We start from the raw sequence: 24,203 nt of genomic DNA on the forward strand, positions 1-24,203 counted from the left end.
CCTGATTGTTATGACAAGGTCACCGCGTTATCACCTGACGGCAGCGACAACGTTGTCTGTCACCCATTGACTTCCTCGCCTTCAGCCTCCTAAGTTCGCCAAAAGCCCGCTCTGTTTGGGTCGTGGTACCGGGATGACAACGATTGCCCGAAGGTGGACCTGATGGTGACAAGAAAGCGTTTCAAGGCGGCCGGTGCGCTGGCCGCGTCCGCGATGCTTCTCGCGGTCGCGGCCTGTAGCCAGGGCTCGACGACCAAGCAGCCGGACGCCGGCGGCGGCCAGAGCAGCGGTCCGGCGAATATCAAGATCGCCTACCAGCAGTGGGGCCCCGGCACCACGATGAAGAAGTTCCTGGCCGGCGTGAAGACCGAGTACGAGGCGGCCAACCCCGGCTCGACGGTCGAGGTCCTGCCGATCGTGGCGAGTGAGAACGACTACTACACCAAGCTGCAGCTGATGATGCGGTCGCCGAACACCGCGCCGGACGTCGTCTACGAGGACACGTTCCTGATCAACTCCGACATCACCGCGGGCTACCTGCGGCCGCTCGACGACTACCTCAAGGACTGGGACCAGTGGGGCCAGTTCGAGGAGACCGCCAAGGGTGCCGCGAAGGCGCTGGACGGTAAGACGTACGGCGTCCCGGACGGCACCGACACCCGCGCGCTCTGGTACAACAAGCAGGTCTTCGCCAAGGCCGGCCTGCCCGCCGACTGGCAGCCGAAGACCTGGGACGACGTCCTCAGCGCGGCGCGCACGATCAAGGAGAAGGTCCCTGGCGTCACGCCGCTGAACGTCTACTCCGGTAAGCCGATGGGTGAGGCCTCGGCCATGCAGGGCTTCGAGATGCTCCTGTACGGCACGAAGGACTCGCTCTACAACAGCGACCAGCAGAAGTGGGTCGTCGGCAGCCAGGGCTTCAAGGACTCGCTGAACTTCGTCAAGACCGTCTTCACCGAGGGCATCGGCCCGACGCCGAAACAGGCGCTGGACCCGAACATGGGCAGCAAGGTCGGCACCGAGCTGATCCCCGAGGGCAAACTCGGGATCGCGCTCGACGGCTCCTGGATCTACGGCAACTGGCAGAAGACCGGCGCCAAGCCGTGGCCGCAGTGGACCGAGGTGATGGGCCAGACCGCGATGCCGACCCAGGACGGCGGCGGTAAGGGCAAGGTCAGCCTCTCCGGCGGCTGGACCTGGGCGATCCCGGCCAAGTCCAAGAACCCGGACGCCGCCTGGAACCTGATCAAGACCCTGCAGACGCCGCAGAACGCGGCCAAGTACGCGACCGACGGCGCGCAGATCGCCGTCCGCAAGGACGTCGCCGCCGACGCGGGCTACAAGAGTTCCTCGAAGAGCACGCAGTTCTTCACCGACCTGGTCTCGGTCACCGTCTACCGCCCGGCGTACGCCGAGTACCCGAAGGTGTCCAACGAGATCATCACCGCGATGGAGGCGGTGATGACCGGTCAGTCCACCGTCGACGAAGCCGCGAAGAACTACGACGAAGCGGTCGAGAGCATTGTCGGCAAGGACAAGACGACCTCCGGCCAGTAGCCCACCGGCGAAGGATTCTCCCCTGTGACGACCTCAGTCGCCGCCGCTTCCGCTCCGTCCGGCAAGACCGGGCGGAGCGGTAAGCCGCGGGCAGCCAACCTCCTGAAGATGCTGCCGCTCACCCCGGCCATCGGACTCATGCTGGTCTTCCTGGCCGGCCCGATCATCTACTGCATCTACGCCGCGTTCACGAATATGGCGCTGACCGGCACCGGCGCGGCGAACGTGACGTTCGTCGGGCTGGACAACTTCCGCAAGGCCTTCGGCAGCAGCGCGTTCTCGAACGCGATCTGGCTGACGCTGATCTTCACGCTGCTGTCCGCGATCGTCGGCCAGAACTCCCTCGGGCTCGGTCTCGCGCTGCTGATGCGGCGCGCGAACAAGGTCGTCCGCAACTTCGTCGGGACCGCCGTGATCGGCGCGTGGGTGCTGCCCGAGGTGGTCGCGGCGTACCTGCTCTCGGCGTTCTTCAACGACGAGGGCACCCTCAACGTGATGCTGCACGCGGTCGGCCTGCCCGGGCAGGACTGGCTGTACGCCGCCCCGATCATCGCGGTCTCGCTGGCCAACATCTGGCGCGGGACGGCGTTCTCGATGCTGGTCTACTCGGCGGCGCTCAGCGAGATCCCGAAGGAGATCGAGGAGTCGGCCGAGATGGACGGCGCGGCCGGCAGCAAGCGGCTGATCTGGGTCACGCTGCCGATGATCAGCCGCGCCGTGCTGACCAACCTGATGCTGATCACGCTGCAGACGCTCAGCGTGTTCGGCCTGATCTACGCGATGACCCGCGGCGGTCCCGGCACCAAGTCGCAGACGTTGCCGCTGTACATGTACGAGCAGGCGTTCAGCTTCTCCCAGATCGGCTACGGCACCGCGATCGCCCTGGTGATGCTCGCGATCGGCGCGGTCTTCTCGCTGATCTACCTGCGTGGACTCAACTCGGAGGCAGCGTGATCGCCCGCGACCGGCTGAGCAAGCTGACGTCGAACCTCGTCCTGCTTGCCATCGGCATCTTGTTCGTCCTCCCGCTGCTCTGGGTGCTGTTCGCCTCGATCAACCGGACGGCGGGGCTGCGGGTCGAGTTCCCGACGTCGCCGACGCTGGAGAACTTCCAGGCCGTGCTGAACACCGACACGACGTACCGGCCGGTCCTGAACGGGCTGGTGCTGTGCGGCGGGTCGGCGCTGCTGACGATGGTCTGCGCGGTCCTGGCGGCGTACCCGCTGTCGCGGTTCAAGTCGCGTTTCAACCGGCCCTTCCTGCTGACCGTCCTGTTCTGCACCGGGCTGCCGATCACCGCGGTGATGGTCCCCGTCTACGGCCTGTTCGTCCAGCTCAACCTGGTCGACACCATCGGCGGCACGATCATGTTCATGGCCACCAGCTCGCTCCCGTTCGCGATCTGGCTGACCAAGACGTTCATGGACGGCGTCCCGATCTCGCTGGAGGAGGCCGCCTGGGTCGACGGCGCGACCAACATGCGGGCGCTGAAGAGTATCGTCCTGCCGCTGATGTGGCCGGGGATCGCCGTCGTCCTGATCTTCACCTTCATCGGGATGTGGGGCAACTTCTTCGTCCCGTTCATGCTCCTGCTGTCCCCCGAACGCCTGCCCGCCTCGGTCTCGATCTTCACCTTCTTCGGCCAGTACGGCGAGCCGAACTACGGCCAGCTGGCGGCGTACTCACTCATCTACACCACGCCGGTCCTGTTGCTGTACCTGCTCCTGAGCAAGAAACTCGGTGGTGCGTTCGCACTCGGAGGCGCGATCAAGGGCTGACGGAGGTCAGATGAAAGGCATACTGCTCGCCGGTGGGTCCGGGACGCGGTTGTACCCGATGGCACGGGGCGTCTCGAAACATCTGATGCCGATCTACGACAAACCGATGGTCTACTACCCGTTGGCGACGCTGATGGGGGCCGGGATCAACGAGATCCTGATCATCACCACCCCCGACGACCGGGCGGCTTTCGAGCGGCTGCTCGGCGACGGGGCGCAGTTCGGGTGCCGGTTCGAGTACGCCGTGCAGGCGGAGCCGAACGGGATCGCCGAGGCGTTCGTGGTGGGGGAGGAGTTCATCGGGGCCGACCCGGTGGCGCTGATCCTCGGCGACAACTTGTTCTACGGCGACGACTTCGGCGGGGTGGTGGAGCCTGACGGCGGGGTGGTGTTCGCCTATCCGGTGGCCGATGCGCGGCGGTACGGCGTGGTGGAGTTCGACGCGGATCAGCAGGTGTTGGGGATCGAAGAGAAGCCGGCCGAGCCGCGGTCGAACTTCGCGGTGGTCGGTTTGTACTTCTACGACAACGATGTGGTGGCGATCGCGAAGGGGCTGACGCCGAGTCCGCGCGGCGAGGTCGAGATCACCGATGTGAACCGCGAGTACCTGCGGCGCGGGAAGCTGCGCGCGGAGAAGGTCGCTCAGGGGGCGGTCTGGCTCGACACGGGCACGATCGAGTCGCTCGCGGACGCATCGGACTTCGTGCGGGTGCTGGAGAACCGCACGGGGCTGAAGGTCGGCTGCGTGGAGGAGGTGGCCTGGCGGCAGGGCTTCATCAGCGACGACGAGCTCCGGCTGCTGGCCGAGCCGCTGCGTAACTCCGGCTACGGCGAGTACCTGCTCGCGTTGCTGAACCGGCCGAGCCTGGTCCGCCGATGAGCCGGATGCTGGTCACCGGGGGAGCGGGGTTCATCGGGGCGAACTTCGTCCAGAGCGCCGTCCGGGAGCACCGGATCACCGTGCTCGACGCGCTCACGTACGCCGGCGACCGGCGCAATCTGGCGCCGGTTGCCGATGACATCGAGTTCGTGACCGGCGACATCGGGGACGCCGAGCTGGTCGACCGGCTGATCAAACAGGCCGACGCGGTGGTGCACTTCGCGGCCGAGTCCCATGTGGACAACTCGCTCGGCGACCCGGCGCCGTTCATCTGGACGAACGTCGTCGGCACGTTCCACGTTCTCGAGGCCGTCCGCCGGTACGACGTCCGCCTGCATCACATCTCGACCGACGAGGTGTTCGGCGCGCTGCCGCTGGACGCCGATACCCGGTTCACCGAGGAGACCCGGTACGACCCCTCGTCGCCGTACTCGGCCACCAAGGCCAGCTCCGACCATCTCGTCCGGGCCTGGGCCAGGTCGTACGGGATCGCGGCCACGATCTCCAACTGCGCCAACAACTACGGCCCGTACCAGCACGTCGAGAAGCTGATCCCGCGCGGGATCACGACCGTGCTGACCGGCGGCCGGCCCAAGGTCTACGGCACCGGCGTCAACGTCCGGGAGTGGACGCATGTGGACGACCACAACGACGCCGTCCGCCGGATCCTGCAGGACGGGCGGATCGGCGAGACCTACCTGATCGGCTCGGGGCAGGAGCGGTCGAACAAGCAGGTCACCGAGACGATCCTGCGGCTGCTCGGCCGGCCCGCCGACGGGTACGACCAGGTCGCCGATCGGCCCGGGCACGATCTGCGGTACGCGACGAGCTCGGCCAAGCTGCGGACCGAGCTCGGCTGGTCACCCCGGCACGTGGACTTCGACGCCGGCCTGGCCGACACGATCGCCTGGTACCGCGAGCACGAGTCGTGGTGGGCCGGCGCCAAGGTCGTCACCGAGCAGAAGTACGCCGATCAGTCGGCCAGGTCCTCGTAGGTCTCCTGCCAGAACTCGAGCTTCTCGGCGAAACTCTCCTCCCACTGCGGGTCCGGCAGGCCTTCGGCGAAGTGGTCGAGGGCGGCCGGGATCAGCGCGGCGGCCGTCGGCGCCTGCTCGAGGACGACCGCGAGCCGGACGACGAACGTCACCTGGCGGGTGAGTTTGGCGTGGTCGACCGGGATCGGTTTCGCCAGCGGGTCGAGGCGGATCTCGATCGACTTGAGCTGGTCGCGGATCGACTTGACCGTGCGGGCGGCGTCCCGGTGCTCGGAACGGCCGGGGGTCGCCTCGACCACGTCGGTCGGCAGACCGAGCAGCTCGGCGAGGACGGCGTCCGGCGCTTCGGCGGCCGGGCCCTTGCGGAGCAGGCCCGGTTTGGTCGACTGCAGGTGTTTCTCGATCTGGTCGAGGAGCTCGAGCAGCCCGGTCACCAGCGCGGGGACGTGTTTGTCCGCCGTCCGCCGGCGCCCGGTGTCGAGCGCGGTGTTGCGCTCGTAGTCGGCCTCGACGGTCTTGCGCAGGGCGTCGGGCCAATCCTCCAGGCCGGTCAGGGCGGAGTGCTTCGGCGCGGTCGGGTTCAGATCGCCCGCGGACAGCGCCTTCTCACCGGCGCGTGCAGCCTCCATCTCCTGCTCGATCTTCTTCGACGGCCCCGGAACGATTGCACTCATGTGGTCAGCCTACGCAGTTTCCAGACCGACGGGACCACGAGCGTGCCGAGGACGATCACGGTGTACAGCGCCGCGCCGGTCAGCTCGACGGCGGTGATCGAGAACGCCGCGGCGACGTAGCCGACGCTCAGCTGGCCGACCGGGTTCGCGATGAACGAGCCGAGCATGTCGTACGACGAGACCCGGGACAGCTTGTCGAGCGGGATGTTCTGACCGAGCGCGGTCTCCCAGCCGATCCCGAAGATCTCGAAACCGAGCCCCAGCACGAACGCCGCCGCGGCGACCGCGACCGCCTGTGGATACAGCGCCAGGCAGACGATGATCGGCACGCCCAGCAACATCCCGGCCATCCCGGCGCGGAGCGGGTGCCGGGGTTTGAGTCGCAGCATCAGCACTCCGCCGAGGACCAGGCCGGCGCCGAAACAGGCGCTCACCGCGCCCCAGCCGGCCCGGCCGAAGGTCCGGTCGGCGATCACCGGCCCGAGGGTCTGGTAGCAGGCCGTGAACAGCACGTTGAGCAGGCCGAAGGCGAGCACGATCACCCACACCCACTGCCGCGCGACGAACTCGCTCCAGCCCTCGCGCAGGTCGGCGATCATCGAGGTGGTCCGCCGGGCGATCGGCGGCAGCGTGAGCCGGGAGATCAGCAGCGCGCCGAGCAGGAACGTCGCCGCGTCCACGGCGAGGCCGATCCCGGGGCCGGTCAGCCCGACGATCACGCCGGCGACCGCGCCGCCGCCGATCATCGCGACCGAGCGGGCGAACCCGGAGATCGCGGTCGCCTGCGGGAGGTCCTTCTTGTCGACCAGCGCCGGCAGGATGCCGGTCATCGCGGGCATCACGAACGCCGACGCCGCGCCGTTCACCGCCTCGATCACCACCAACTGCCAGATCGTCGCGTGGCCGGACAGCACCAGGGCCGCCGCCAGCGCCTGCGTCAGCCCGCTGACCACGTTGGCCGTCAGGATGACGAGATGCCGGGGCAACCGGTCGGAGATCACGCCGCCGACCAGCAGGAACACGATGTTCGGGATACTCCGCGCGGCCAGCACGAGCCCGACCGCGCTCGCCACGGGTGAGACGTCCAGGACGGCGAACACCAGCGCGACCGGCGCGATCGTCGAGCCCAGAATCGACACGAACCGCGAGGAGACGAACAATCGCACGTCCCGGTGCCGCAGTACGGCCAGATCTTCCCGCCAACTCACCGGGCGATCCTATGGGCGGAACGGCCGACCGTCTCCCGGATTCAGCCCGGCCGGCCGCCCGACCTTGTGAAGGAATTCACGTCGGAAAGTGATCGCTTGATCACCACTGGTCACGGAAATGAGACCTGCCGCTTCGCTGGTCTTTTCGCTACCTTGGTGTATTGGTCCCCCCTCGACATCGCAGGAGGCTCCGTGAAGATCAACGACGTACTGCGCGGCAAGGGCAACGAGGTCGTCACCATCTCGCCCCAGGCCACCGTGACCGAGCTCCTCACCGTGCTGGCCGAGCGCAACATCGGCGCCGTGGTCGTGAGTGCGGACGGCAGCTCGGTGGCCGGCATCGTGTCCGAGCGCGACATCGTCCGGCTCTGGAACGGCACCCCCGACGCGGGGGAGGTCCGGGTCAGCGCGATCATGACGGCCGAGGTCCACACCTGTACGCCGGACGATCTGATCGACAACCTGATGCTGCTGATGACCGAACACCGGATCCGGCACGTCCCGGTCGTCGTCGACGGCGCCCTGACCGGCCTGGTCAGCATCGGCGACGTCGTCAAGTCCCGGATCGGCGAGCTGGAGTTCGAGAAAGAGCAACTGTCCAATTACATCGCCGGATAATTCCGGTCAGGCCCGGTCCGCGGGGCTTACAGTCCGATCATGAATCAGACTCCACCCCCGGCCGGGCCACCCGGCCCGCCGTCCGATCAGCCGTACCCGGGCCAACAGCCGGGCCAGCCGTATCCGGCGCAGCCGCCGGGGCAGCAGCCGGGTCAGCCCTACCCCGGGATGCCGCCGCTGGCTGGCAACCCGGGGCTGGACTACGGCCCGCCGTACGGCGCCGGCGGGTACTACCCGGGTGCGCCGGTGCCGCCACCGCCGCGCAAGTACAGCCTGCTGGCGATCTTCTCGTTCGTCCTGGCGATCCTCGGCACCACCGTGATCAGCATGGTGCTGGGCATCATCGCTCTGATCCAGATCCCGTCGAAGAACCAGAAGGGCAAGGGGCTCGCGATCGCCGGCATCGTGATCTCGCTGCTGTGGATCGTCGCGATCGGGCTGGCGATCGCGTTCGGCGGCAGCGGGCAGCCGGACCGGGACGCGAGCGGGCAGGTGACCGCGACGCAGACGGTGAAGCCGACCGCGCTCCGGGTCGGCGACTGCGTCGGCACGATCGGGGACGGCGCCGACGTCCGCGACATCAAGATCGTGCCGTGCAGCGGGCCGAACGGCGGCGAGGTGTTCGCTCTGTTCGAGCTGCCGTCGGGCAAGTGGCCGGGCTTGAGCGCCGTCCAGGCCGCGGCCGAGAAGGGCTGCACCGACCGGTGGGCGGAGTCCAAGCGGCAGACCGAGCGGCCGTCGAACATCTTCTTCCTGCACCCGGTCGAGACGGGCTGGAGCCTCGGTGACCGCGGCACCACCTGCCTCGTCGTGCCGAAGTGATCAGACGGTGCCGAAGACGACGATCGCGATCATGCCGAGCAGGAAGATGACGCCGATGATCAGCAGCACGGTGCCGATGATGCCGAGGATCTTGCCGGCTTGCGCCATCCCCCGGTTGTTGTAGACGCCGGGGGTGGCGTCGATCTCGCGGACGGCCTGGTTGCCGAGCCACCAGGCCACCGGCGCGAGAACGATGATGCCCGCGCAGAGCGCGACCAGGCCGAGCACCAGGGAGACGGTGGCTCGGCTGTGGTCCTGCAGGACGCCGTACGCCGGGCGGTCCGGGAAACCGGGCTGGACCGGGTAGTACTGCTCGGGCCGGTCCGTGGGCCGCTCGGGGGTCGACATCGTGCGCTCCTAGGTCAGTTCGATCGGGTCACCCAGCCCGAGGTCGGCGAGCTGCGGGCGGACGTCCTTGGCTTCCCCTACGACGACGACCAGCAGGCCGTTGGTTCCCACCCATTGGCGGTACGCCTCGGTTGCATCGGCCGCGGTGGTGGCCGCGATCCGCTGCATGTAGGTGTCCGCGAAGTCGACCGGGACGCCGTTCGCGAGGTTGCTACCCACCTGCTGGACGATCGAGTCGGCCTGTTCGTAGCGTAGCGGAGCAGTGAGGGTCAGACTGTCCTTCGCCTCGCGCACCTCCTGCTCGGTGAGCCCATCGCGGGCCTCCCGGAGGATCCGCAGCGCGTCCGTGATCGCCGCTCCGGTCACCTCGGTGCGGACCGAGCCGCCGAGCGTGAACGTGCCGCCCTTGCGCGGTGCGGTGAAGCTGCTGCGCGTTCCGTACGTGTAGCCCTTCTCCTCGCGCAGCACGGTGTCCACGCGGGAGGTGATCGTTCCGCCGACCACATGGTTCGCCACGGCCGCCGTACCCCAGGTCGGGTCGCGGCGGTCGGGACCGGGGCAGCCGATCACCAGCTGGCTCTGCACCGAGCCGGGGCGGTCCACCAGAACCAGACGGTCACCCGGCAGGTACAGCGGCTCCGGAGCCTCCAGCGCGGGCCCGGCGGACGACTCCCAGTCGCCGAACGCGTCGTCCACGATCGCAGCGACGTCCACACCGGTGGCGTCACCGGCGAAGAGGATGTGCGCGCGCTCGGGGCCGATGTTGTTCCGGTAGTACTCCGCGACCTGGACGTTGGTGAGCGGGCGGATCGTGTCCGGCGTACCTGCGGTCGGACGGGACCGGCGGGTCGACGCGTCGAACAGGTGCGCGGCGAACGCCTCCCGCGCGCGGTAGCCGGCGTTCGCCTTCTCCTGGTTGATCTCGCCGAGGCGGATCGTGACGTGCCGGCCGACGTCCGCCACGTTGAAGGCGGGCCGGGTGACGGCCTCGGCGAGCAGCTTCACGGCCGGCGCCAGCTGCGACACCGGGACGGAGATCTCGACGTGCAGCGCGTCCGAGCTGACGTCGACGCCGTAGGCCGCGCCATGCCGCTCCAGGGCGGCGGCGAAGTCGTTGGCCGAGTGCAGCTCGGTGCCCTCGTCGAGGGTGCGGGACATGATCGTGGCGACGCCTTCGAGCTCGCGCGGCTCGGCGAACAGCGGCATCGCGATCGTCACCCGGACGGTCGCGACGTACTGGCCGGGGCGGTCGAAGATGTGGACGGGCGTTCCGACGCGGGTCGCCGTACTGGTCGACTCGGGGAACTTCCACGGGCGGGGCGCGCCGACCGCGGGCGGGGTGGTCAGAATCTGGCTCATGCCTGCTCTCCAGCCTCTTCGGCCGTGCTGGTCTCGTTCTGCCGGTAGGTCACCTGGGCCCGCCCGGCGGCGCGGATCCACTCCCGGGCCGCGGCCTGGACCTGCTCGACCGTCACTGCGCGGACCTGGTCGATGCGGGTGTTGATCCGGTTCGGGTCGCCGAACAGCAAGGCGTGGTGGGAGATCTCGTCGGCGCGGCCCGCGCACGTCGAGAGCTGCTCCAGCCAGTCCCGCTCGGCCTGGGCCTGTACGGTCGCCAGCTCGTCGGCGGTGATTCCGCCCTCGGCCAGCTTCTCCACCTCTTCGAGCAGCGCGTCCTCGACCTGCTGCAGGTCGACGCCGTCAGAAGCGATACCGGTCAGCGTGCCGAACGAGACGCCGCCGATCAGCGGCAGCGCGCCACCGGAGACCGACTGCGCGATCTGCTCGTCGCGGACCAGCCGCCGGTTCAACCGGCCGCTCTGCCCGGCGGCCAGGACGTCGAGGGCCAGACCGGCCGCGTCCAGCTCCGGAGTCCCGTCCGGAGGGAGGCGGAACATCATGGTGACCAGATCGGACGGTACGTCGTCCAGGACGTCGTCGCGCAGCACCTCGGTCAGCGGACCGATCGTGCCGTCCGGTGCGGGTGGCGGCGTCGGAATGGCCGGGAGGTGCCCGAAGTACCGCTTGGCGGCGTCGAACGCGTCCTCGACCGAGACGTCGCCGACGATGGTCAGGACGGCGTTGTTCGGGCCGTAGTAGGTGCGGAAGAACTGGTGCACGTCCTCCAGGGAGGCGGCGTCCAGGTCGGCCATCGAGCCGATCGTCATGTGCGCGTACGGGTGGCCCTCGGGGAAGGCCAGTTTGACCAGCCGCTCGTAGGAGTCGCCGTACGGCCGGTTGTCGTAGCTCTGCCGCTTCTCCTCCTTCACCACGTCCCGCTGGTTGTCCAGGTTCTCCAGGGTGAGGGCGTCCAGGAGGTAGCCCATCCGGTCCGCCTCCAGCCAGAGGGCCAGATCCAGCCCGCCGCTGGGCAGCGACTCGAAGTAGTTGGTGCGGTCGAAGAACGTGCTCGCGTTCAGGCTGCCGCCGGCGGTCTCGAGCAGGCTGAAGTGCTGACCCGAGGTGACGTTGCGCGAGCCCTGGAACATGAGGTGCTCGAACAGGTGCGCGAAGCCGGTCAGCCCCGGTGGCTCGTGCCGCGAGCCCACGTCGTACCAGAGGTTGACAGCGACGATCGGGACCGCGCGGTCCGAGCTCACGACGACCCGGAGGCCGTTGTCCAGCGTCTGCTCCGCGAGGGGGTAGTTCAGGGGCATGCCGCCACCCTACGTGGTCGGATCAGGCCAGGCGCTTGAGTACCTCGTCGTGCAGCCGGCCGTTGGTGGCCAGCGCGTTCGGGCCGTTCGGGCCGGGGGCGCCGTCGACCGAGGTGAACTTGCCGCCGGCCTCGTCGACGATGATCGCCAGCGCGGCCATGTCGTACAGGTTGAGCTCCGGCTCGGCGGCGATGTCGACCGCGCCCTCGGCGACCAGCATGTACGACCAGAAATCGCCGTACGCACGGGTGCGCCAGCAGTCGTCCATCAGACCAGCCCACTGGTCCTTCTTGTCCAGCTTGTCCCAGCCCTTGAGGGAGGAGTAGGACAGTGACGCGTCCTCGATGTTGCTCACGTCGCTGACCCGGCAGGGCTGCGAGGAGTGCAGCGCGCGACCGGTCCAGGCGCCGTCGCCGTACGACGCCCACCAGCGCTTGCCGAGCGCCGGAGCCGAGACGACGCCGACCACTACCTGGTCCTCGATCATCAGACTGATCAGAGTGGCCCAGACGGGGACGCCGCGGACGTAGTTGGCGGTGCCGTCGATCGGGTCGACGACCCAGCGCCGTACGCCCCAGCCGGTGGTGCCCTCCTCCTCGCCGACGAACGCATCCCGCGGGCGGGCCCGGGAGAGCGTCTTGCGCATCACGTCTTCGACCTTCTTGTCCGACTCGCTCACGTGCGTCATGTCCGGCTTCATGGCGACATGCAGGTCCAGCGCCTTGTAGCGGTCCATCGTGGTCGAGTCCGCATCGTCGGCCAGGATGTGGGCGAGCCGCAGGTCATCCGTGTGCGAGGGCATGGCGGAAGGCTAGCCTGTAGGTGAGGTGAACCGAATGCGGGTTCAGATCGTGCAGTGGGTATCAGAACTTCACGACTGCCTGGAGGCGTCATGTTCGAGCGCTTCGGAGACCTGCCGATGCACGTGCTGGTCATTCACGCCGCTGTGCTGGTGCTACCGGTGTCCGCCCTGACCGCGATCGTTTTCGCGCTGGTACCGCGCTGGCGGTGGCTGCTGCGCTGGCCGGTGCTGCTGCTCGGCCTGGGGTCGCTGGTCCTCGCGTACGTCGCCAAGGCGAGTGGAGAGGCCTTTGTCGCCGCAGTGCCGACCCTGGCCAAGGCCGTCGAGGTCCATAAGCAGCATGGCGACCTGCTGTTCATTTTCTGCCTGATCTTCGCAGCGGTGGCCGTAGTGGCCTTCCTGGTGCTCGGTGGGCCGTCTGCCCTTGCCAGCGGCAAGGGCGCCAAGGAAGGGCGTGGCCGACCGCTCGAGCTGGTTACCAGCGCGGCCGTGGTCGTGATCGGCGTACTGGTGATCTACCAGACCATTCGCACCGGGGACGCCGGTGCGAAGGCGGTCTGGGACGGGCAACTGCCTAAGTAGTGGGCTCCGGGTCGCGCTGCTCCCGGCCTTCGCGGCTGGCGAGCAGACGGCGGAAGGAAGCCACGCGGTCGGCTTCGGTGCGCTCCTCGGCGACGGCTTCGTCGAGGGCGCAGTCCGGCGCCGTCTCGGTGTGGGTGCAGCCGCGCGGGCAGTCCGCAGTGATGTCGGCCAGGTCCGGGAAGGCGTCGATGAGCTTGTCGGGCTCGACGTGTGCGAGACCGAACGACCGGATGCCGGGGGTGTCGATGATCCAGCCGCCGTCCGGTAGCCGCAGGACGACGGTGCTGGTGGAGGTGTGCCGGCCGCGGCCGGTGACCTCGTTGACGATGCCGATCGCCCGGTTGGCGTCCGGGATCAGCCCGTTGACCAGAGTGGACTTGCCGACGCCCGAGTGCCCGACGAGCACGCTGGTGCGACCGTCCAGCTGCTCGCGGAGCGCATCCAGGTTGCCGCCCTGCTGAGTGGCCACTGACTCGACCCCGAGCGGTCGGTAGATGTCCAGCAGCGGAGTCGGGTCGGCCAGGTCGGTTTTGGTCAGACAGAGCAGCGGACGCATGCCGGCGTCGTACGCCGCGACCAGGAAGCGGTCGATCAGACCGGTACGCGGCTCCGGGTTGGCCACTGCGACCACGATGACCAGCTGGTCGGCGTTCGCGACGAGCGGGCGCTCCACCGGGTCGTCGTCATCGGCGGACCGGCGCAGCAGCGTCGTCCGGGGGACCACCTCGACAATGCGGGCCAGGGTGCCCTCCTCGCCGCTGGAGTCGCCGTCGAGCTTCACCTGGTCGCCGACGATCACGCCCTTGCGGCCGAGCTGGCGGGCCTTCATCGCCGTCACCTGCCGGTCGTCGACCCAACAGGTGTAGCGGCCGCGGTCCCGGGTGGTGACGAAGCCGATGACGGCGTCGTCGTACGAGGGGCGGTCCTTGGTCCGTGGCCGGGTGCGGCGCTTGGGCCGGTCGTACTTGGCCTCCTCGTCGTACCGCGACATCAGCCGACGAGCCCCGACCAGAGCTCGGGGAACTCCGGCAGTGTCTTCGCCGTCGTCCCGATGTTCTCGATCAGTACGCCGTCCACGAGCAGACCGAGCACAGCGGCGGCGTGCGCCATCCGGTGGTCGTGGTAGGTCGCGAACAGGCCGCCGTGCAGCGGCTTCGGGCGGATCTCGAGGCCGTCGGCCGTCTGGGTCACGTCACCGCCCAGCGCGTTGAACTCGCGCTCCAGCGCGGCCAGCCGGTCGGTCTCGTGATTGCGCAGGTGCGCGATCCCGCGCAGGTACGACGGCCCGTCCGCGAGGGCGGCCACCGCGGCGATCACCGGGCTCAGCTCGCCGACCTCGCTCAGGTCCAGGTCCGCGCCGACAATGCGGCCGGTGCCGCGGACGGTCAGCCCGTCGGCGGTCAGAGTGGCTTCGGCGCCGAGCCGGCTGAAGATCTCGGGGAGGTGGCCGCCGGGTTGAGTGGTGTGCTCCGGCCAGCCGGTGACAGTCACCTCGCCGCCGGTCAGGACGGCGGTGGCCAGGAACGGCGCGGCGTTCGACAGATCGGGCTCGATGGCGGCGTCCAGCGCCTGAATGGGGCCGGGGGCAACCACCCAACGGTTCGGCTCGGAGTCGTCGACCTGGACGCCGCGCTCCCGCAGCATCGCCACCGACATGTCCAGGTGCGGCTGGGACGGCACGGGCTTGCCGTCGTGCCGGATGTCGACGCCCTCGTCGTACCGGGCGCCGGCCAGCAGCAGCGCGGACACGAACTGGCTCGAACCGGAGGCGTCCAAGGTGACCTTGCCGCCGCGGACCGAGCCGGTGCCCGACACCGTGTACGGCATCCGGCCGGTACCGCCGTCGTCGATCTGGACGCCGAGGGCGCGCAGCGCGTCCAGAATGACGCCCATCGGGCGCTCCCGCGCGTAGGCGTCACCGTCGAAGGCGACCAGCCCGTCGGCCAGTGCGGCCACTGGCGGCACGAACCGCATCACAGTGCCGGCCAGACCGCAGTCCACGCCCGCCGGGCCCTTGAGGGAGCCCGGCGTCACGGTGACCGTCGTACCGCTCTCGGTAATGCCGACACCCAGGGAGGTGAGCGCCGTGCGCATCAGAGTGGTGTCGCGCGCCGCCAGCAGGCCCGTCAGGTGCGACGGGCCGTCCGCGATCGCTGCGAGGATCAGGGCCCGGTTGCTGATCGACTTCGATCCCGGCACCGTCACTCGGCCACTGACCGCTCCGACCGCTCGCGGCGCCGCCCAGCCCTGCTCCTGGCTCATTCCACTCCCTCAGCTCGTCTACCCCTGAGCCTAGGGCATGTGCTGCTACTGGAGCTTCCAGCCTTCCGGGAGCGTGAGGCTCGGCGTCCCGGCGTTCTTCGGCAGCTTGGCCACCGGCAGGGCGTCCGGGTAGGAGTAGTTGACGACCTGGATCCCGTCCGCGTCGTCCGGCATCCCTGGGGCCTCAGTGCCGCGCTGGAAGGATGCGGCCGGCCGGAGCGTCTCGGTGTCGATGTAATAGACCATGTGGATGCCCTCCTTCGGGCCGAACGGGTTCGACCACGGGAGGGTGCTCGGGTCCAGCCCCGCGTCGCGGTAGGACCACAGGGGGATCTGAGAGCCCCAGGACTGCCCGTCGCTCAGCACTGCTGGTTTGAAGTCGACCACCTGGCGGATGTAGGTCTTGCCGTTCGCCGAGATCAGCGTCGGCTGGGCCGGGTTCACGAAACCCTTGGCCGCGCGCATGTACTCGATCGCCTTGTCCGCCTGGTCGGCTGTCATCCCGTTGGCGGCCACTCCGTCGTTCGCGCCCAGGTAGAACTTCTGGGTGCACTTCTTGCTCGGGCTCCGGGGCGGTCGCCACTGCTGGAAGACGTTCGACCACTCCATCTCTTTGCCGCCGACGCACATCATGTTGTACGGCGACTTGTCCTGCTCGATCGGTGCGTCGAGCAGGCTCTCGAAGTAGTAGTACTGGTTGTTCTTCATGTCGACCGCGTAGTCGCGGACGGTGTACAGCTTGCGCGACTCGAAGGCCTCCTCGCTCGGGAAGGTCGTGGAGATGACCCGCCCGATCGGAGCGACCATCTGCCGCTTGATGACGCCTTCGTGGAACGCCTGTGGGTTCACCTCGGCCAGCGCCTCGGCAGTGACAGGCTGGCCGGGCTCCAGGTTCTTGGCGTTCTTCGGCGGTGCACCACCCGTGGCCGCGTCCTTGTCGCCAGAGGTGACCTGCCAGGCGACCACACCGCCGACAACGAGCACCAGGACGAGCGCTACGGCGCCCGCGCCGATCAGCAGCCCGCGGTTCTTCTTCTTAGGCCGCTGGTAGAAGCCCTGCGGCCCACCGGGGTGCTGCTGGCCCGGGTAGGGCTGCTGGCCGGGGTAGGGCTGCTGCGGAGCGCCGTACGGCTGCTGCTGCGGCTGAGCGGAGTACTGCTGCGGTGGCTGAGCGGGGTACTGCTGCTGCGGTGGTTGCTGCTGGGTGACCGGCTGCCAGGCGCGGCCGTCCCACCACCACTGCCCGTCGTCACTGTAGGTAGGCATTATCGAGTCTTCCAGCCTTCGGGCAGATTGAACGTGAGCGAGCCCGGCCCCTTGGGCTGCTTGACCTGGGGGACCGCGGCCGGGAACGCATAGTTGACCAGCTGCACCGTCTTGTCCGGGTACGACCCCGCGGCCGGTACCGACGCCTGGTATGCCGCCACCGGCAGCAGTGTCTTGGTGTCGAGGTAATAGACCACGTGCAGACCCGCCGCCAGGTTGAAGGGCGTTGCCCAGAACCAGCGCGCGGTGTCCCGGTTGTGCCCGCAGTCGCGGAAGGCGAACTGAGAGACCGCGGTCCCGTAGGGCTGGTCGTCGCGGATGATGGTCTTGAAGTCGACCACTTGGCGGATGTAGGTGCGGCCGCCGGTCGTCAGCAAGGTCGGCTGCGCCGCGTTCAGATAGCCGTCGCCCTCCTGGTGGAAGTAGTTGAGCACCCTGTCGGCCTGTTCGGCGGTGAGTCCGCTCGAGACGATCCCGTCCACGGTGTAGAACGGTTGGCGGGTGCAGTCGTCGTCGCCCTTGTCCTCCTGCCAGCCCAGCCCTTCGCCGTCGATGTACATCATCGACTTGCCGTCGATGCATTTCCGGTCCGTGGTGTCGGTACCGCTGAAACCGGTGTACTCCAAGGAGAACTTGTTGGTTCGGTGGTCGACGGCGTAGTCGGTGATCGAGTAGTCGTTCTTCGCCAGGAACTTCTCCGGGTTCTCGAACCGGATCGTCTTCAGCTGACCGATCGGGGCCACCATCTGCCGCTTGAGGACACTTTCCGCGAACGCCTGCGGGTGTACCTCGCTCAGCGTCTGTGCGGTGACCGGCTGGCCGGGCTCGATGATCTTCGCGCCCGCCGGCGGGCCGCCGGTCGCGGCGGCGGGCTCGTCACCGGACAGGTTCGTCCAGACCAGGACTCCGCCCACGGCGACGATCAGGACGAGCGCGACCGCACCCGCGACGATCATCGCCGTCCGGCTCTTCCGCTTGCGCGGCTGCGGAGGCGGTTGCTGGAACGGCTGGGGCGCGCCGGGGTAGGGCTGCTGTTGCTGGGGTCCTGGAGGCTGCTGGGTGACGGGCTGCCAGGCACGGCCGTCCCACCACCACTGGCCGTCGTCACTGTACGTAGGCACGGCCTACAGATTAGAGGTGCGGCAGGTCAGCCGAGGTGCAACTCGGCTTTGGCGAGTCGAGCCGCCGCCTTCGCCTCGCGGGCCAGCTGCCGCGCTTCGCGCTTGGCAGCCTTGACTCCGCGCTTGGTCTCCCGCTTGGTCGCCTTCGCGCCGTGCGACGCCCGCCAAGCCACACCGGGCTTGCCTTCGGTGTCGACGATGGCCAGCAGCAGCCCGCCCATCAGACCGAGGTTCTTCATGAACTGGACCCGCTGCTGCGCCTTGGCGGCCTTCGAGTCCTCCTGCCAGAAGGCATGCCCGGCCAGCGTGGTCGGCACCAGCGAAGCAGCCAGCAGCGTCGCACCGAGCCGACGGCCCTTGCCGGTCGCCAGTGCGAGCCCGCCGACGACCTGGGCAGCGCCGTTCAGCCGGACCAGGTTCGCAGTGGTTTCCGGGATGCGATCGCCGACCTGCGCGGGCGCGGCCTTCCGTAAGACCGGTACGAGCCGATCGGTGACTGGTTGCGCCTTGGCCACCAGCGGCTCCGGGTTGCGGACCGAGTTCGCACCCTGAACGACGAAAATGACGGACAGCAACGGCCTGGCCAGTGCACGCACGACAGTCATGCCTCCTTCATACACCACGTCACGAGGTGTTCCCGGTACCCAGGGCCAACCGTCAGATGGCGCAGCCGTCCGGTCCGCAGGTGGCGTCGTCCGAGTTCGGCGTACTGATCAGCGTGACCGGCTTGCGGTCGGCGTTCGCCCGGCGCAGGGCCTCTTGGAACACCTCCAGCGGCTGTGCGCCGCTGACGCCGTACTTCTGGTCGATCACGAAGAAGGGGACGCCGTTGGCGCCGTACGCGAGGGCCTGCGCCTGGTCCGCAGCGACGTCGTCCGCGTACTCCGTACCGGCCAGCACCTCAGCGACGCGGTCGGCCGGTAGACCGACCTCCACTGCCAGAGAGGTCAGCGTGGCAGCGTCACCGACCGGGAGGCCGTCGACGAAGTATGCCTTGAGCAACCGCTCCTTCAACTGGCTCTGCGCGTCGGCCGGCAGCTCACCGTTGTTCTGGAGGTCCAGAGCCAGGTGCAGCAGCCGATGCGCGTCCAGCGTGTTGGCCGACTTCGCATCCTCCAGGTGGTACTCCAGCCCGACCTCTGCGGCGGCCAGCGTCACCTGCTCGTTGGCCTGCACACCCCACGCCCGGTCCCGGCCGTACTTCTCGCCGAGCCGAGTCGGCAGGTCGCGCGGGTCGTCGTTCGTGGACGACGGGTCCAGCTGGAAGCTGTGCCAGACAATCTCCGCGCTGTCGCCGCTCTCCGCCAGCGCCTGCTCGAGGCGGCGCTTACCGATGTAGCAGAACGGGCAGACGACATCGGACCAGACATCAATACGCATGACAGTTGCCAACACCGCCGACGTCGAACCAATTCCGGATGTGATGCGTCTGACGCGCGTGGAGCTCACCGAAGACCTCATCCGGACCCTGCTCACCGAACAGCACCCCGATCTGGCCGATCTGCCACTGCGCGAGGTGGTGGGCGGCTGGGACAACCAGATGTGGCGTCTCGGCGACAGCCTCGCCGTCCGGATGCCCCGGACGCAGCGGGCGCCTGAGCTCCTTCGTCGCGAACAGGAGTGGCTGCCGGGCCTGGCAGAGCGACTGCCCCTGCCGATTCCGAAGCCGGTGCGGGTCGGTGAGCCCTCGGAGCGGTTCCCGTCACCGTGGCTGATCACGCAGTGGGTGCCAGGCGAGCCCGCGGACCGCGAGTTCGTGACTGCGGATGAGTCCGGCACAGCGTTGGCGGACTTCCTTCGAGCGCTGCATGTCCCTGCTCCCGCCGACCTGCCGAAGGAGGACCGGGGAGGGCTGCAGCTGCGGCAGCAGACCATCGAGAACTTCGCCGAGAGCATCGCGCTCACTGCGGCGGTCCGGCAGATCTGGACGGACGCCGTCGCAGCACCGGCTTGGGACGGGCCTCCGGTGTGGGTTCACTCTGACCTGCACCCGGCGAACCTAGTAGTCGCTGACGGGCGGCTGGCTGGCGTCATCGACTTCGGTGACGCGGGTGCCGGCGACCCGGCGGTGGACATCTCGGCCGCCTGGGTGCTGCTGCCGGACGGTGCGGCCAAGCGGTTCTTCGCGGCCTACCCGATGGACGAGGCCACCTTCCGGCGTGCTCGGGGGTGGGCTGCCTTCCGGGCGCTGTTCGTGCTGGCGATGGCAGTGAACGGCGAGAAGGGGATTCCGGGCGGCAAACCGACCTGGCGGCCCGCAGGGGAGGCCGCCATGGAACGAGTGCTCGGCCGGTCCACCCGGTGAGGGGTGGACCGGCCGAGCGGCGGTTCAGCGGGCGGCCTGCTCGATGGTGCGGGTGACCAGCGAGGGCTCCGACAGCATCACCAGGTGCGAGGCTCCGGGCGCCTCGACGATCTTGGCGCCGGCGCGCTTGGCCATGAAGCGCTCCCCGGCCGGTGCGATCGCCCGGTCCTTGCCGGCGATGACGGCGTACTTCGGGAGCGCCGCCGGAGCGCTCTTCAGGACGGTCTCGGTGAAGACCGAGGCGGCGACCGGACGCTGCGAGGCGCCGAGGACGTCGGCCTGCCGGGTGGGCAGGTCGGCCGCGAAGACCCACCGGAACGCGTCCGGCTTCATCACCAGGTCCGCACCACCCGGGTAGGTGATCGTGTTGGTGGTCTTCTCGTTGATCTCGCTGCCCGGGAACTGTGCGTTCAGTCCGCCGATCGTCTCGCCCTTCTGCGGGACGAACGCGGCTACGTAGACCAGCGACTTCACACCGGGCGCACCGGCGAGCTGGGTGATCAGTGCGCCGCCGTACGAGTGGCCGACGAGCACCTTGGGTCCGGGGATGCTTGCGAGGACGCCGGTCAGGTACGTCGTGTCGCTGGCGATTCCGCGCAGCGGGTTCGCCGGTGCGACGACGGTGTAGCCGTCACGCTGCAGCTTCTTGGTGACCTCGGACCAGCTGGCGCCGTCCGCGAACGCACCGTGGACGAGAACGATGGTCGGCTTCGGCTGGGGCTTGTGAGTGGCGACCGCGGTGGTGGCACCGGTCAGCGTGACGAGGACGGCGGCGGCAGCGGCGAGCAGGCGACGGATCTTCATCAGTTCGCACCGCCCTCGACCGCAGTCGCGATGAAGGCGGCAACGGCCTTCGGCTGCGAGACGGCGACGGCGTGCGAGCCGTCGACCTCGATCGTGGTGGCCTTGGCACGGGCAGCCATGGTCCGCTGGCCCTCCGGGTGGATGGCCTCGTCACCGGTGGCGACCAGCTGGTAGACCGGCAGCCGCTTCCAGCTCGCCGGGCCGGACTTCTCCTCGAAGGCCGCGGCGGCGATCGGCCGCTGCGTGCGGCCTAGCAGGTCGTGGTCCGCGACGTCGGCGGCGAACAGGTGCTGGAACTTGGCCAGGTCGATGCTGAGGAAGGTCTCCTCGCCGCCGTCACCGGTCGGCAGCTGGTGCGGGACCAGACCGGAGCCGAAGTCGTTGGCGGGGAAGCTGGCGAGCAGGTCCTGCAGGCTCTCGCCCTCGTCCGGGACGAACGCGGCGACGTAGACCAGAGCGGTCACGTTGTCGGCGAGGTTCGCGGCGTTGGTGATGACCGCGCCGCCGTACGAGTGACCGACCAGGACGACCGGGCCGTCGATCTCGCGGACCTGAGCGGCGATCCGGCCGGCGTCGTACGCCGGGCCGTGCAGCTCGTTGGACAGCGCCACCGCCGGGATGCCGCGGCTCTGGAGCTCGGCGATGACGCCGGTCCAGGAGGAGTTCTCGGCGAACGCCCCGTGCACCAGGACGACGGTGGGGGTCTTGTCGGTCATTGTTCTCGCTCTCCTTCAGTAGGTGATGCGAGAAGAATGTCCCGATCGCCCGCTCCCGCGGATCGACCGATCACCCGAACTTGTCAGGCGTCGATCAGGGGGCCGGGAGCGCCGGTGCACCCGAAACTCATGCGTTCGGGGGAGGTGCGAACCGCTCCAGCACCAGACGGGTGAGCTGGACCCGGGAGTTGACCCCCAGCTTGCCGAAAACCGACCTCAGGTGGGTGCCGACCGTGCTGGCCGAAACGACCAGCTCCTCGGCCGCCGTCCGGTTGGTGTGCCCCTCTGCCACCAGCAGCGCGACTCGGCGCTCCATCGGCGTCAGCGCCTCCCATCCGGCCTCGGCCCGGGCCGGGACGGCCGCCCAGCGCCGCCGACGGACGCCGGCCGCCTGCAAGGTGGCCTGGATCCGGCCTGCGGGTGCTGTCGCGCCGAGCGCGGTCAGAGCGTCGAGCGCGTGCTCCAGAGTGGCCACGCCGACAGTGCGGTCGCCTGAGTCGAGCTCGGCGCGGCCGTACCGCTCCTCGGCGAGCGCGAGTAGCAGCGGCCGGTCCGTGGTCCTCAGCTGCTCGGTGGCGGCAGCCAGCCGTTTCAGGTCCGTACCGGCCGCAACCAGCTCCTGGGCGGCCAACGCAGCCAGGCACGGGCTGGCCGCGTTCTGCGCTGCCAGTAGGTCCTCAGCGTCGGCTCTGACAAGCAGCTCAACCCTTTCCGGGAAGCCCTGCGGTACGTCACGGAGTCGGCTCACCGCCTTCTCGTTGCCGTCGACAATGGCCAGCAACGTGCTGACGGTCGGATCGGTGCCGGCTAGCTCTCTAGCCTGAGTGGTCTGGTTGCGGAGCAGAGCAACCAGCGCCAACACCTGCTGCACAGCCGGCATCATCCGCGTGTCGTGGAACTCGCCCATCCACCGCAGCCCGGTCCGAGCAGCCTCCTCGGCCGCATCCAGATTGCCGGCCGCGTACTCGAGCCGGGTGTGCAAGGCGGCGATGTGAGCCGCTGCCTGCCAGTCGCCGGCGGTCAGGAGCTGCCGGATTCGCGTCAGCGCGGCCGGAAGCTCGTCGGTCTCGGCACGGCAGTAGAGCTCGCCCACCTCGAGCAGGGTGTCCGGCAGACTGCCGATCTCGGCGGGCGTCTGCCGCGCTTCCGCGTACTGGTCGCGGGCGGTCGCGTAGCGGCCTTCTGCCCGGGCAATCTGGGCGGCCGCGACCAGCAGGATCGAGCGGGCAACCGGATCGGACATCCGGGGGAGGAGGTCGGTGGGCGAGACCTCATCGGGGGCCAAGAGGGTGCGGTAGGCAGTGAGGCGCTCGGTCAGATGCGGCGCGGCGCCGGGTGCGAACAGGTCTTTGCGGTCCAGGTGACCGACAGCCCACTCGCGTGGGGCCAGCTGCAGGCGGATCGAGGCGCGGAGGTCCGGGGTGATCGGCCCCTGGTAAAGCGGCGTACCGCCCAGCAGGTCGTCGGCGAATGCCTTGGCTCGACTGCACTGGTAGGCGGCCAGCAGGATCGCGATGACGTCGGCGCCGACCTCGGCACGGAGTGGTTGGTCGACCGGTGTGAGGTCGAAGGCCTGCTGGATGACCTCGGCGGCTGTGGTCGACATCGTGGCCAACAGCTCTTGGGCCGCTTGGCGGAGGACGGCGACGGCAGCAGTGTCGCCGGGCTGTGCAACTGCCAGCACGTGTGGTGCGGCGACTGCTGCGCCCCGCCCGGCTGCCATCAGCTGGTCGGCGATCGCGCCATGCAGAGCGCGTTGCGCGGACGGCGGCATGTCGGCCAGCGTTGCTGAGCGCAGCAGCTCATGTTGGAACCGCAGCGCGGCGCCGCCGTCCATCAGAAGTCCTGCCTGGATCGCCTCATCCAGCGGAGCCGCCAGCTTGGCCACCGGCTCGGACATCAGTGCTGCGACGTCCTCAAGCCGGAACTCGCTGCCGAACACAGCTGCTGTCCGGACGAGGGTCCGGGCCAGCTCCGACAGGCCGGTACTGCGTCGGCGGACGCCCTCGACCAGACCAGGGGAGAGCGGACCGCCCGGGAGGGCCGCAGCCAGCAGTGGGCCGACGGGTGAGGTCGTCCCGGTGGTACCTGGCACTGCGCCGTCCAGGTAGAGACCGGCGATCAGTTGCTCGGCTAGGAACGGGCTGCCTTGGACGCCGGCGAGTTGGACGGCGAGGCCTGGGTCGACGGGGGCGTTCAGGCGGTCCTTGGCGATGTCTTGGATCGCCTCGGCGCTGAGCGGCCGTAGTTCGACGGTCTGGGTCGGGACCTGGGTGTTGACCGCGCTGATGAGCTGGTCGGCGACACCGCCTGGGGCGGGTCGGGTCGCGATCAGCCAGAGCAGCTGGTGACCGGAGAGGCGAGCGATCAGTACGCGCAGCGAGAACGCCGAGAGCGGGTCTGACCACTGGGCGTCGTCCAGAACGATTAGCGCCTTGGTGCCGTCCAGTCGGCGGCCGACCAGCTCGGCCAGCCGCTCGGCGAGCCAGAGCGGCTGCGTGTTCAGCGCAGCCAGCTCCATGAAGTGCTCGGTGTCGATCAGCGGCTGCTTCCCGGCGCGCAGTGCGGGCGCGAGCGAGGACAGCGGGCTGATGTCGTCGGTCTGCTGGGCGGTGGCGCTCGCGACGAGGAACCCCTGCCGCTCGGCCTGCTCCACCGCGGCGGCGAGCAGCGCCGACTTGCCCAGCCCGGGCTCACCGGTGATGACGGCCAACGAGGCCCGGCCACCCTCAGCTACCCGGAGCGCCTCCAACAGTCGCCCGAGCTCTTCCGAACGACCACGCAACGGCCCCATAGCGCCGTTTCTAT

24 protein-coding genes are annotated in these 24,203 nt (G+C 69.0%); 9 read left to right on the forward strand and 15 right to left on the reverse strand.

Annotated elements, in window-relative coordinates:
• The first annotated feature begins 162 nt into the window (after positions 1 to 162).
• The 5 genes from ACZ6ZD_RS35980 to rfbB are packed head-to-tail and all read left to right on the forward strand — an operon-like array spanning position 163 to position 5,210.
• Complete coding sequence (locus ACZ6ZD_RS35980; RefSeq protein WP_465678952.1) at positions 163 to 1,557, forward strand: extracellular solute-binding protein; 1,395 nt, start codon at positions 163 to 165, stop codon at positions 1,555 to 1,557.
• Between the two features lie 24 nt (positions 1,558 to 1,581).
• Positions 1,582 to 2,511, forward strand: coding sequence for a carbohydrate ABC transporter permease (locus ACZ6ZD_RS35985; RefSeq protein ID WP_465678953.1), 930 nt, complete (start codon positions 1,582 to 1,584; stop codon positions 2,509 to 2,511).
• Complete coding sequence (locus tag ACZ6ZD_RS35990; RefSeq protein WP_465678955.1) at positions 2,508 to 3,335, forward strand: carbohydrate ABC transporter permease; 828 nt, start codon at positions 2,508 to 2,510, stop codon at positions 3,333 to 3,335. The genes ACZ6ZD_RS35985 and ACZ6ZD_RS35990 overlap by 4 nt, the downstream gene beginning before the upstream one ends.
• Positions 3,336 to 3,345: 10 nt before the next feature.
• Positions 3,346 to 4,215, forward strand: a complete 870-nt coding sequence (gene rfbA, locus ACZ6ZD_RS35995) for a glucose-1-phosphate thymidylyltransferase RfbA (RefSeq protein ID WP_465678956.1) — start codon at positions 3,346 to 3,348, stop codon at positions 4,213 to 4,215.
• Positions 4,212 to 5,210, forward strand: coding sequence for a dTDP-glucose 4,6-dehydratase (gene rfbB, locus ACZ6ZD_RS36000; RefSeq protein WP_465678958.1), 999 nt, complete (start codon positions 4,212 to 4,214; stop codon positions 5,208 to 5,210). Before rfbA ends, rfbB begins: the two co-directional genes overlap by 4 nt.
• Here rfbB and ACZ6ZD_RS36005 read toward each other — a convergent pair.
• Entirely contained in the window at positions 5,189 to 5,884 is a 696-nt protein-coding gene (locus tag ACZ6ZD_RS36005; RefSeq protein ID WP_465678959.1) for a hypothetical protein, read from the reverse strand. The genes rfbB and ACZ6ZD_RS36005 overlap by 22 nt on opposite strands.
• Positions 5,881 to 7,092: an MFS transporter gene (locus tag ACZ6ZD_RS36010; protein ID WP_465678961.1), complete on the reverse strand. Its 1,212-nt coding sequence runs from the start codon at positions 7,090 to 7,092 to the stop codon at positions 5,881 to 5,883. The genes ACZ6ZD_RS36005 and ACZ6ZD_RS36010 overlap by 4 nt, the downstream gene beginning before the upstream one ends.
• A 192-nt stretch (positions 7,093 to 7,284) precedes the next feature.
• Here ACZ6ZD_RS36010 and ACZ6ZD_RS36015 point away from each other — a divergent pair, with 192 nt between their 5' ends.
• Together ACZ6ZD_RS36015 and ACZ6ZD_RS36020 are read left to right on the forward strand one after the other, a co-directional pair.
• The gene (locus ACZ6ZD_RS36015; RefSeq protein ID WP_465678962.1) at positions 7,285 to 7,710 is read left to right on the forward strand and encodes a CBS domain-containing protein; all 426 of its coding nucleotides are present in this window, start codon (positions 7,285 to 7,287) and stop codon (positions 7,708 to 7,710) included.
• A 39-nt stretch (positions 7,711 to 7,749) separates the two neighbouring features.
• Positions 7,750 to 8,532 carry a DUF4190 domain-containing protein gene (locus ACZ6ZD_RS36020; protein WP_465678963.1) on the forward strand — a complete coding sequence of 261 codons (783 nt, stop codon included), beginning with the start codon at positions 7,750 to 7,752 and terminating at the stop codon, positions 8,530 to 8,532.
• On the opposite strand, the gene ACZ6ZD_RS36025 is transcribed toward ACZ6ZD_RS36020, so the two are convergent.
• Genes ACZ6ZD_RS36025 through ACZ6ZD_RS36040 form a run of 4 tightly spaced genes read right to left on the reverse strand, consistent with a single transcriptional unit; the run spans position 8,533 to position 12,339 of the window.
• Positions 8,533 to 8,880, reverse strand: coding sequence for a DUF4190 domain-containing protein (locus ACZ6ZD_RS36025; RefSeq protein WP_465678965.1), 348 nt, complete (start codon positions 8,878 to 8,880; stop codon positions 8,533 to 8,535).
• A gap of 9 nt (positions 8,881 to 8,889) precedes the next feature.
• The gene (locus ACZ6ZD_RS36030; RefSeq protein ID WP_465678966.1) at positions 8,890 to 10,239 is read right to left on the reverse strand and encodes a M16 family metallopeptidase; all 1,350 of its coding nucleotides are present in this window, start codon (positions 10,237 to 10,239) and stop codon (positions 8,890 to 8,892) included.
• Positions 10,236 to 11,537: a M16 family metallopeptidase gene (locus tag ACZ6ZD_RS36035; RefSeq protein WP_465678967.1), complete on the reverse strand. Its 1,302-nt coding sequence runs from the start codon at positions 11,535 to 11,537 to the stop codon at positions 10,236 to 10,238. The genes ACZ6ZD_RS36030 and ACZ6ZD_RS36035 overlap by 4 nt, the downstream gene beginning before the upstream one ends.
• 22 nt (positions 11,538 to 11,559) lie before the next feature.
• Positions 11,560 to 12,339: an inositol monophosphatase family protein gene (locus ACZ6ZD_RS36040; RefSeq protein ID WP_465678969.1), complete on the reverse strand. Its 780-nt coding sequence runs from the start codon at positions 12,337 to 12,339 to the stop codon at positions 11,560 to 11,562.
• 90 nt (positions 12,340 to 12,429) lie between these two features.
• Here ACZ6ZD_RS36040 and ACZ6ZD_RS36045 point away from each other — a divergent pair, with 90 nt between their 5' ends.
• On the forward strand, positions 12,430 to 12,921 hold the full coding sequence (locus ACZ6ZD_RS36045) for a DUF2231 domain-containing protein (RefSeq protein ID WP_465678970.1): 492 nt from the start codon (positions 12,430 to 12,432) through the stop codon (positions 12,919 to 12,921).
• Here the strand turns inward: ACZ6ZD_RS36045 and rsgA are convergent.
• Genes rsgA through ACZ6ZD_RS36075 form a run of 6 tightly spaced genes read right to left on the reverse strand, consistent with a single transcriptional unit; the run spans position 12,914 to position 18,950 of the window.
• On the reverse strand, positions 12,914 to 13,912 hold the full coding sequence (gene rsgA / locus ACZ6ZD_RS36050) for a ribosome small subunit-dependent GTPase A (protein WP_465678971.1): 999 nt from the start codon (positions 13,910 to 13,912) through the stop codon (positions 12,914 to 12,916). The genes ACZ6ZD_RS36045 and rsgA overlap by 8 nt on opposite strands.
• On the reverse strand, positions 13,912 to 15,183 hold the full coding sequence (aroA, locus tag ACZ6ZD_RS36055) for a 3-phosphoshikimate 1-carboxyvinyltransferase (protein WP_465678972.1): 1,272 nt from the start codon (positions 15,181 to 15,183) through the stop codon (positions 13,912 to 13,914). Before aroA ends, rsgA begins: the two co-directional genes overlap by 1 nt.
• 45 nt (positions 15,184 to 15,228) lie before the next feature.
• Entirely contained in the window at positions 15,229 to 16,449 is a 1,221-nt protein-coding gene (locus ACZ6ZD_RS36060; protein WP_465678973.1) for a hypothetical protein, read from the reverse strand.
• On the reverse strand, positions 16,449 to 17,570 hold the full coding sequence (locus ACZ6ZD_RS36065) for a flagellar basal body-associated FliL family protein (protein WP_465678975.1): 1,122 nt from the start codon (positions 17,568 to 17,570) through the stop codon (positions 16,449 to 16,451). The genes ACZ6ZD_RS36060 and ACZ6ZD_RS36065 overlap by 1 nt, the downstream gene beginning before the upstream one ends.
• 26 nt (positions 17,571 to 17,596) lie before the next feature.
• The gene (locus tag ACZ6ZD_RS36070; RefSeq protein ID WP_465678976.1) at positions 17,597 to 18,175 is read right to left on the reverse strand and encodes a DoxX family protein; all 579 of its coding nucleotides are present in this window, start codon (positions 18,173 to 18,175) and stop codon (positions 17,597 to 17,599) included.
• 52 nt (positions 18,176 to 18,227) lie between these two features.
• Positions 18,228 to 18,950 carry a DsbA family oxidoreductase gene (locus ACZ6ZD_RS36075; protein WP_465678977.1) on the reverse strand — a complete coding sequence of 241 codons (723 nt, stop codon included), beginning with the start codon at positions 18,948 to 18,950 and terminating at the stop codon, positions 18,228 to 18,230.
• Here ACZ6ZD_RS36075 and ACZ6ZD_RS36080 point away from each other — a divergent pair.
• The gene (locus ACZ6ZD_RS36080) at positions 18,949 to 19,875 is read left to right on the forward strand and encodes an aminoglycoside phosphotransferase family protein (RefSeq protein ID WP_465678978.1); all 927 of its coding nucleotides are present in this window, start codon (positions 18,949 to 18,951) and stop codon (positions 19,873 to 19,875) included. The genes ACZ6ZD_RS36075 and ACZ6ZD_RS36080 overlap by 2 nt on opposite strands.
• A gap of 24 nt (positions 19,876 to 19,899) precedes the next feature.
• On the opposite strand, the gene ACZ6ZD_RS36085 is transcribed toward ACZ6ZD_RS36080, so the two are convergent.
• From ACZ6ZD_RS36085 to ACZ6ZD_RS36095, 3 genes are all read right to left on the reverse strand, one after another.
• The gene (locus ACZ6ZD_RS36085; RefSeq protein WP_465678979.1) at positions 19,900 to 20,679 is read right to left on the reverse strand and encodes an alpha/beta fold hydrolase; all 780 of its coding nucleotides are present in this window, start codon (positions 20,677 to 20,679) and stop codon (positions 19,900 to 19,902) included.
• Complete coding sequence (locus ACZ6ZD_RS36090; RefSeq protein ID WP_465678980.1) at positions 20,679 to 21,395, reverse strand: alpha/beta hydrolase; 717 nt, start codon at positions 21,393 to 21,395, stop codon at positions 20,679 to 20,681. Before ACZ6ZD_RS36090 ends, ACZ6ZD_RS36085 begins: the two co-directional genes overlap by 1 nt.
• A gap of 127 nt (positions 21,396 to 21,522) precedes the next feature.
• Positions 21,523 to 24,189: an ATP-binding protein gene (locus ACZ6ZD_RS36095; RefSeq protein WP_465678982.1), complete on the reverse strand. Its 2,667-nt coding sequence runs from the start codon at positions 24,187 to 24,189 to the stop codon at positions 21,523 to 21,525.
• Positions 24,190 to 24,203 lie beyond the last annotated feature (14 nt).

It is taken from the genome of Kribbella sp. NPDC104218, assembly GCF_055584105.1.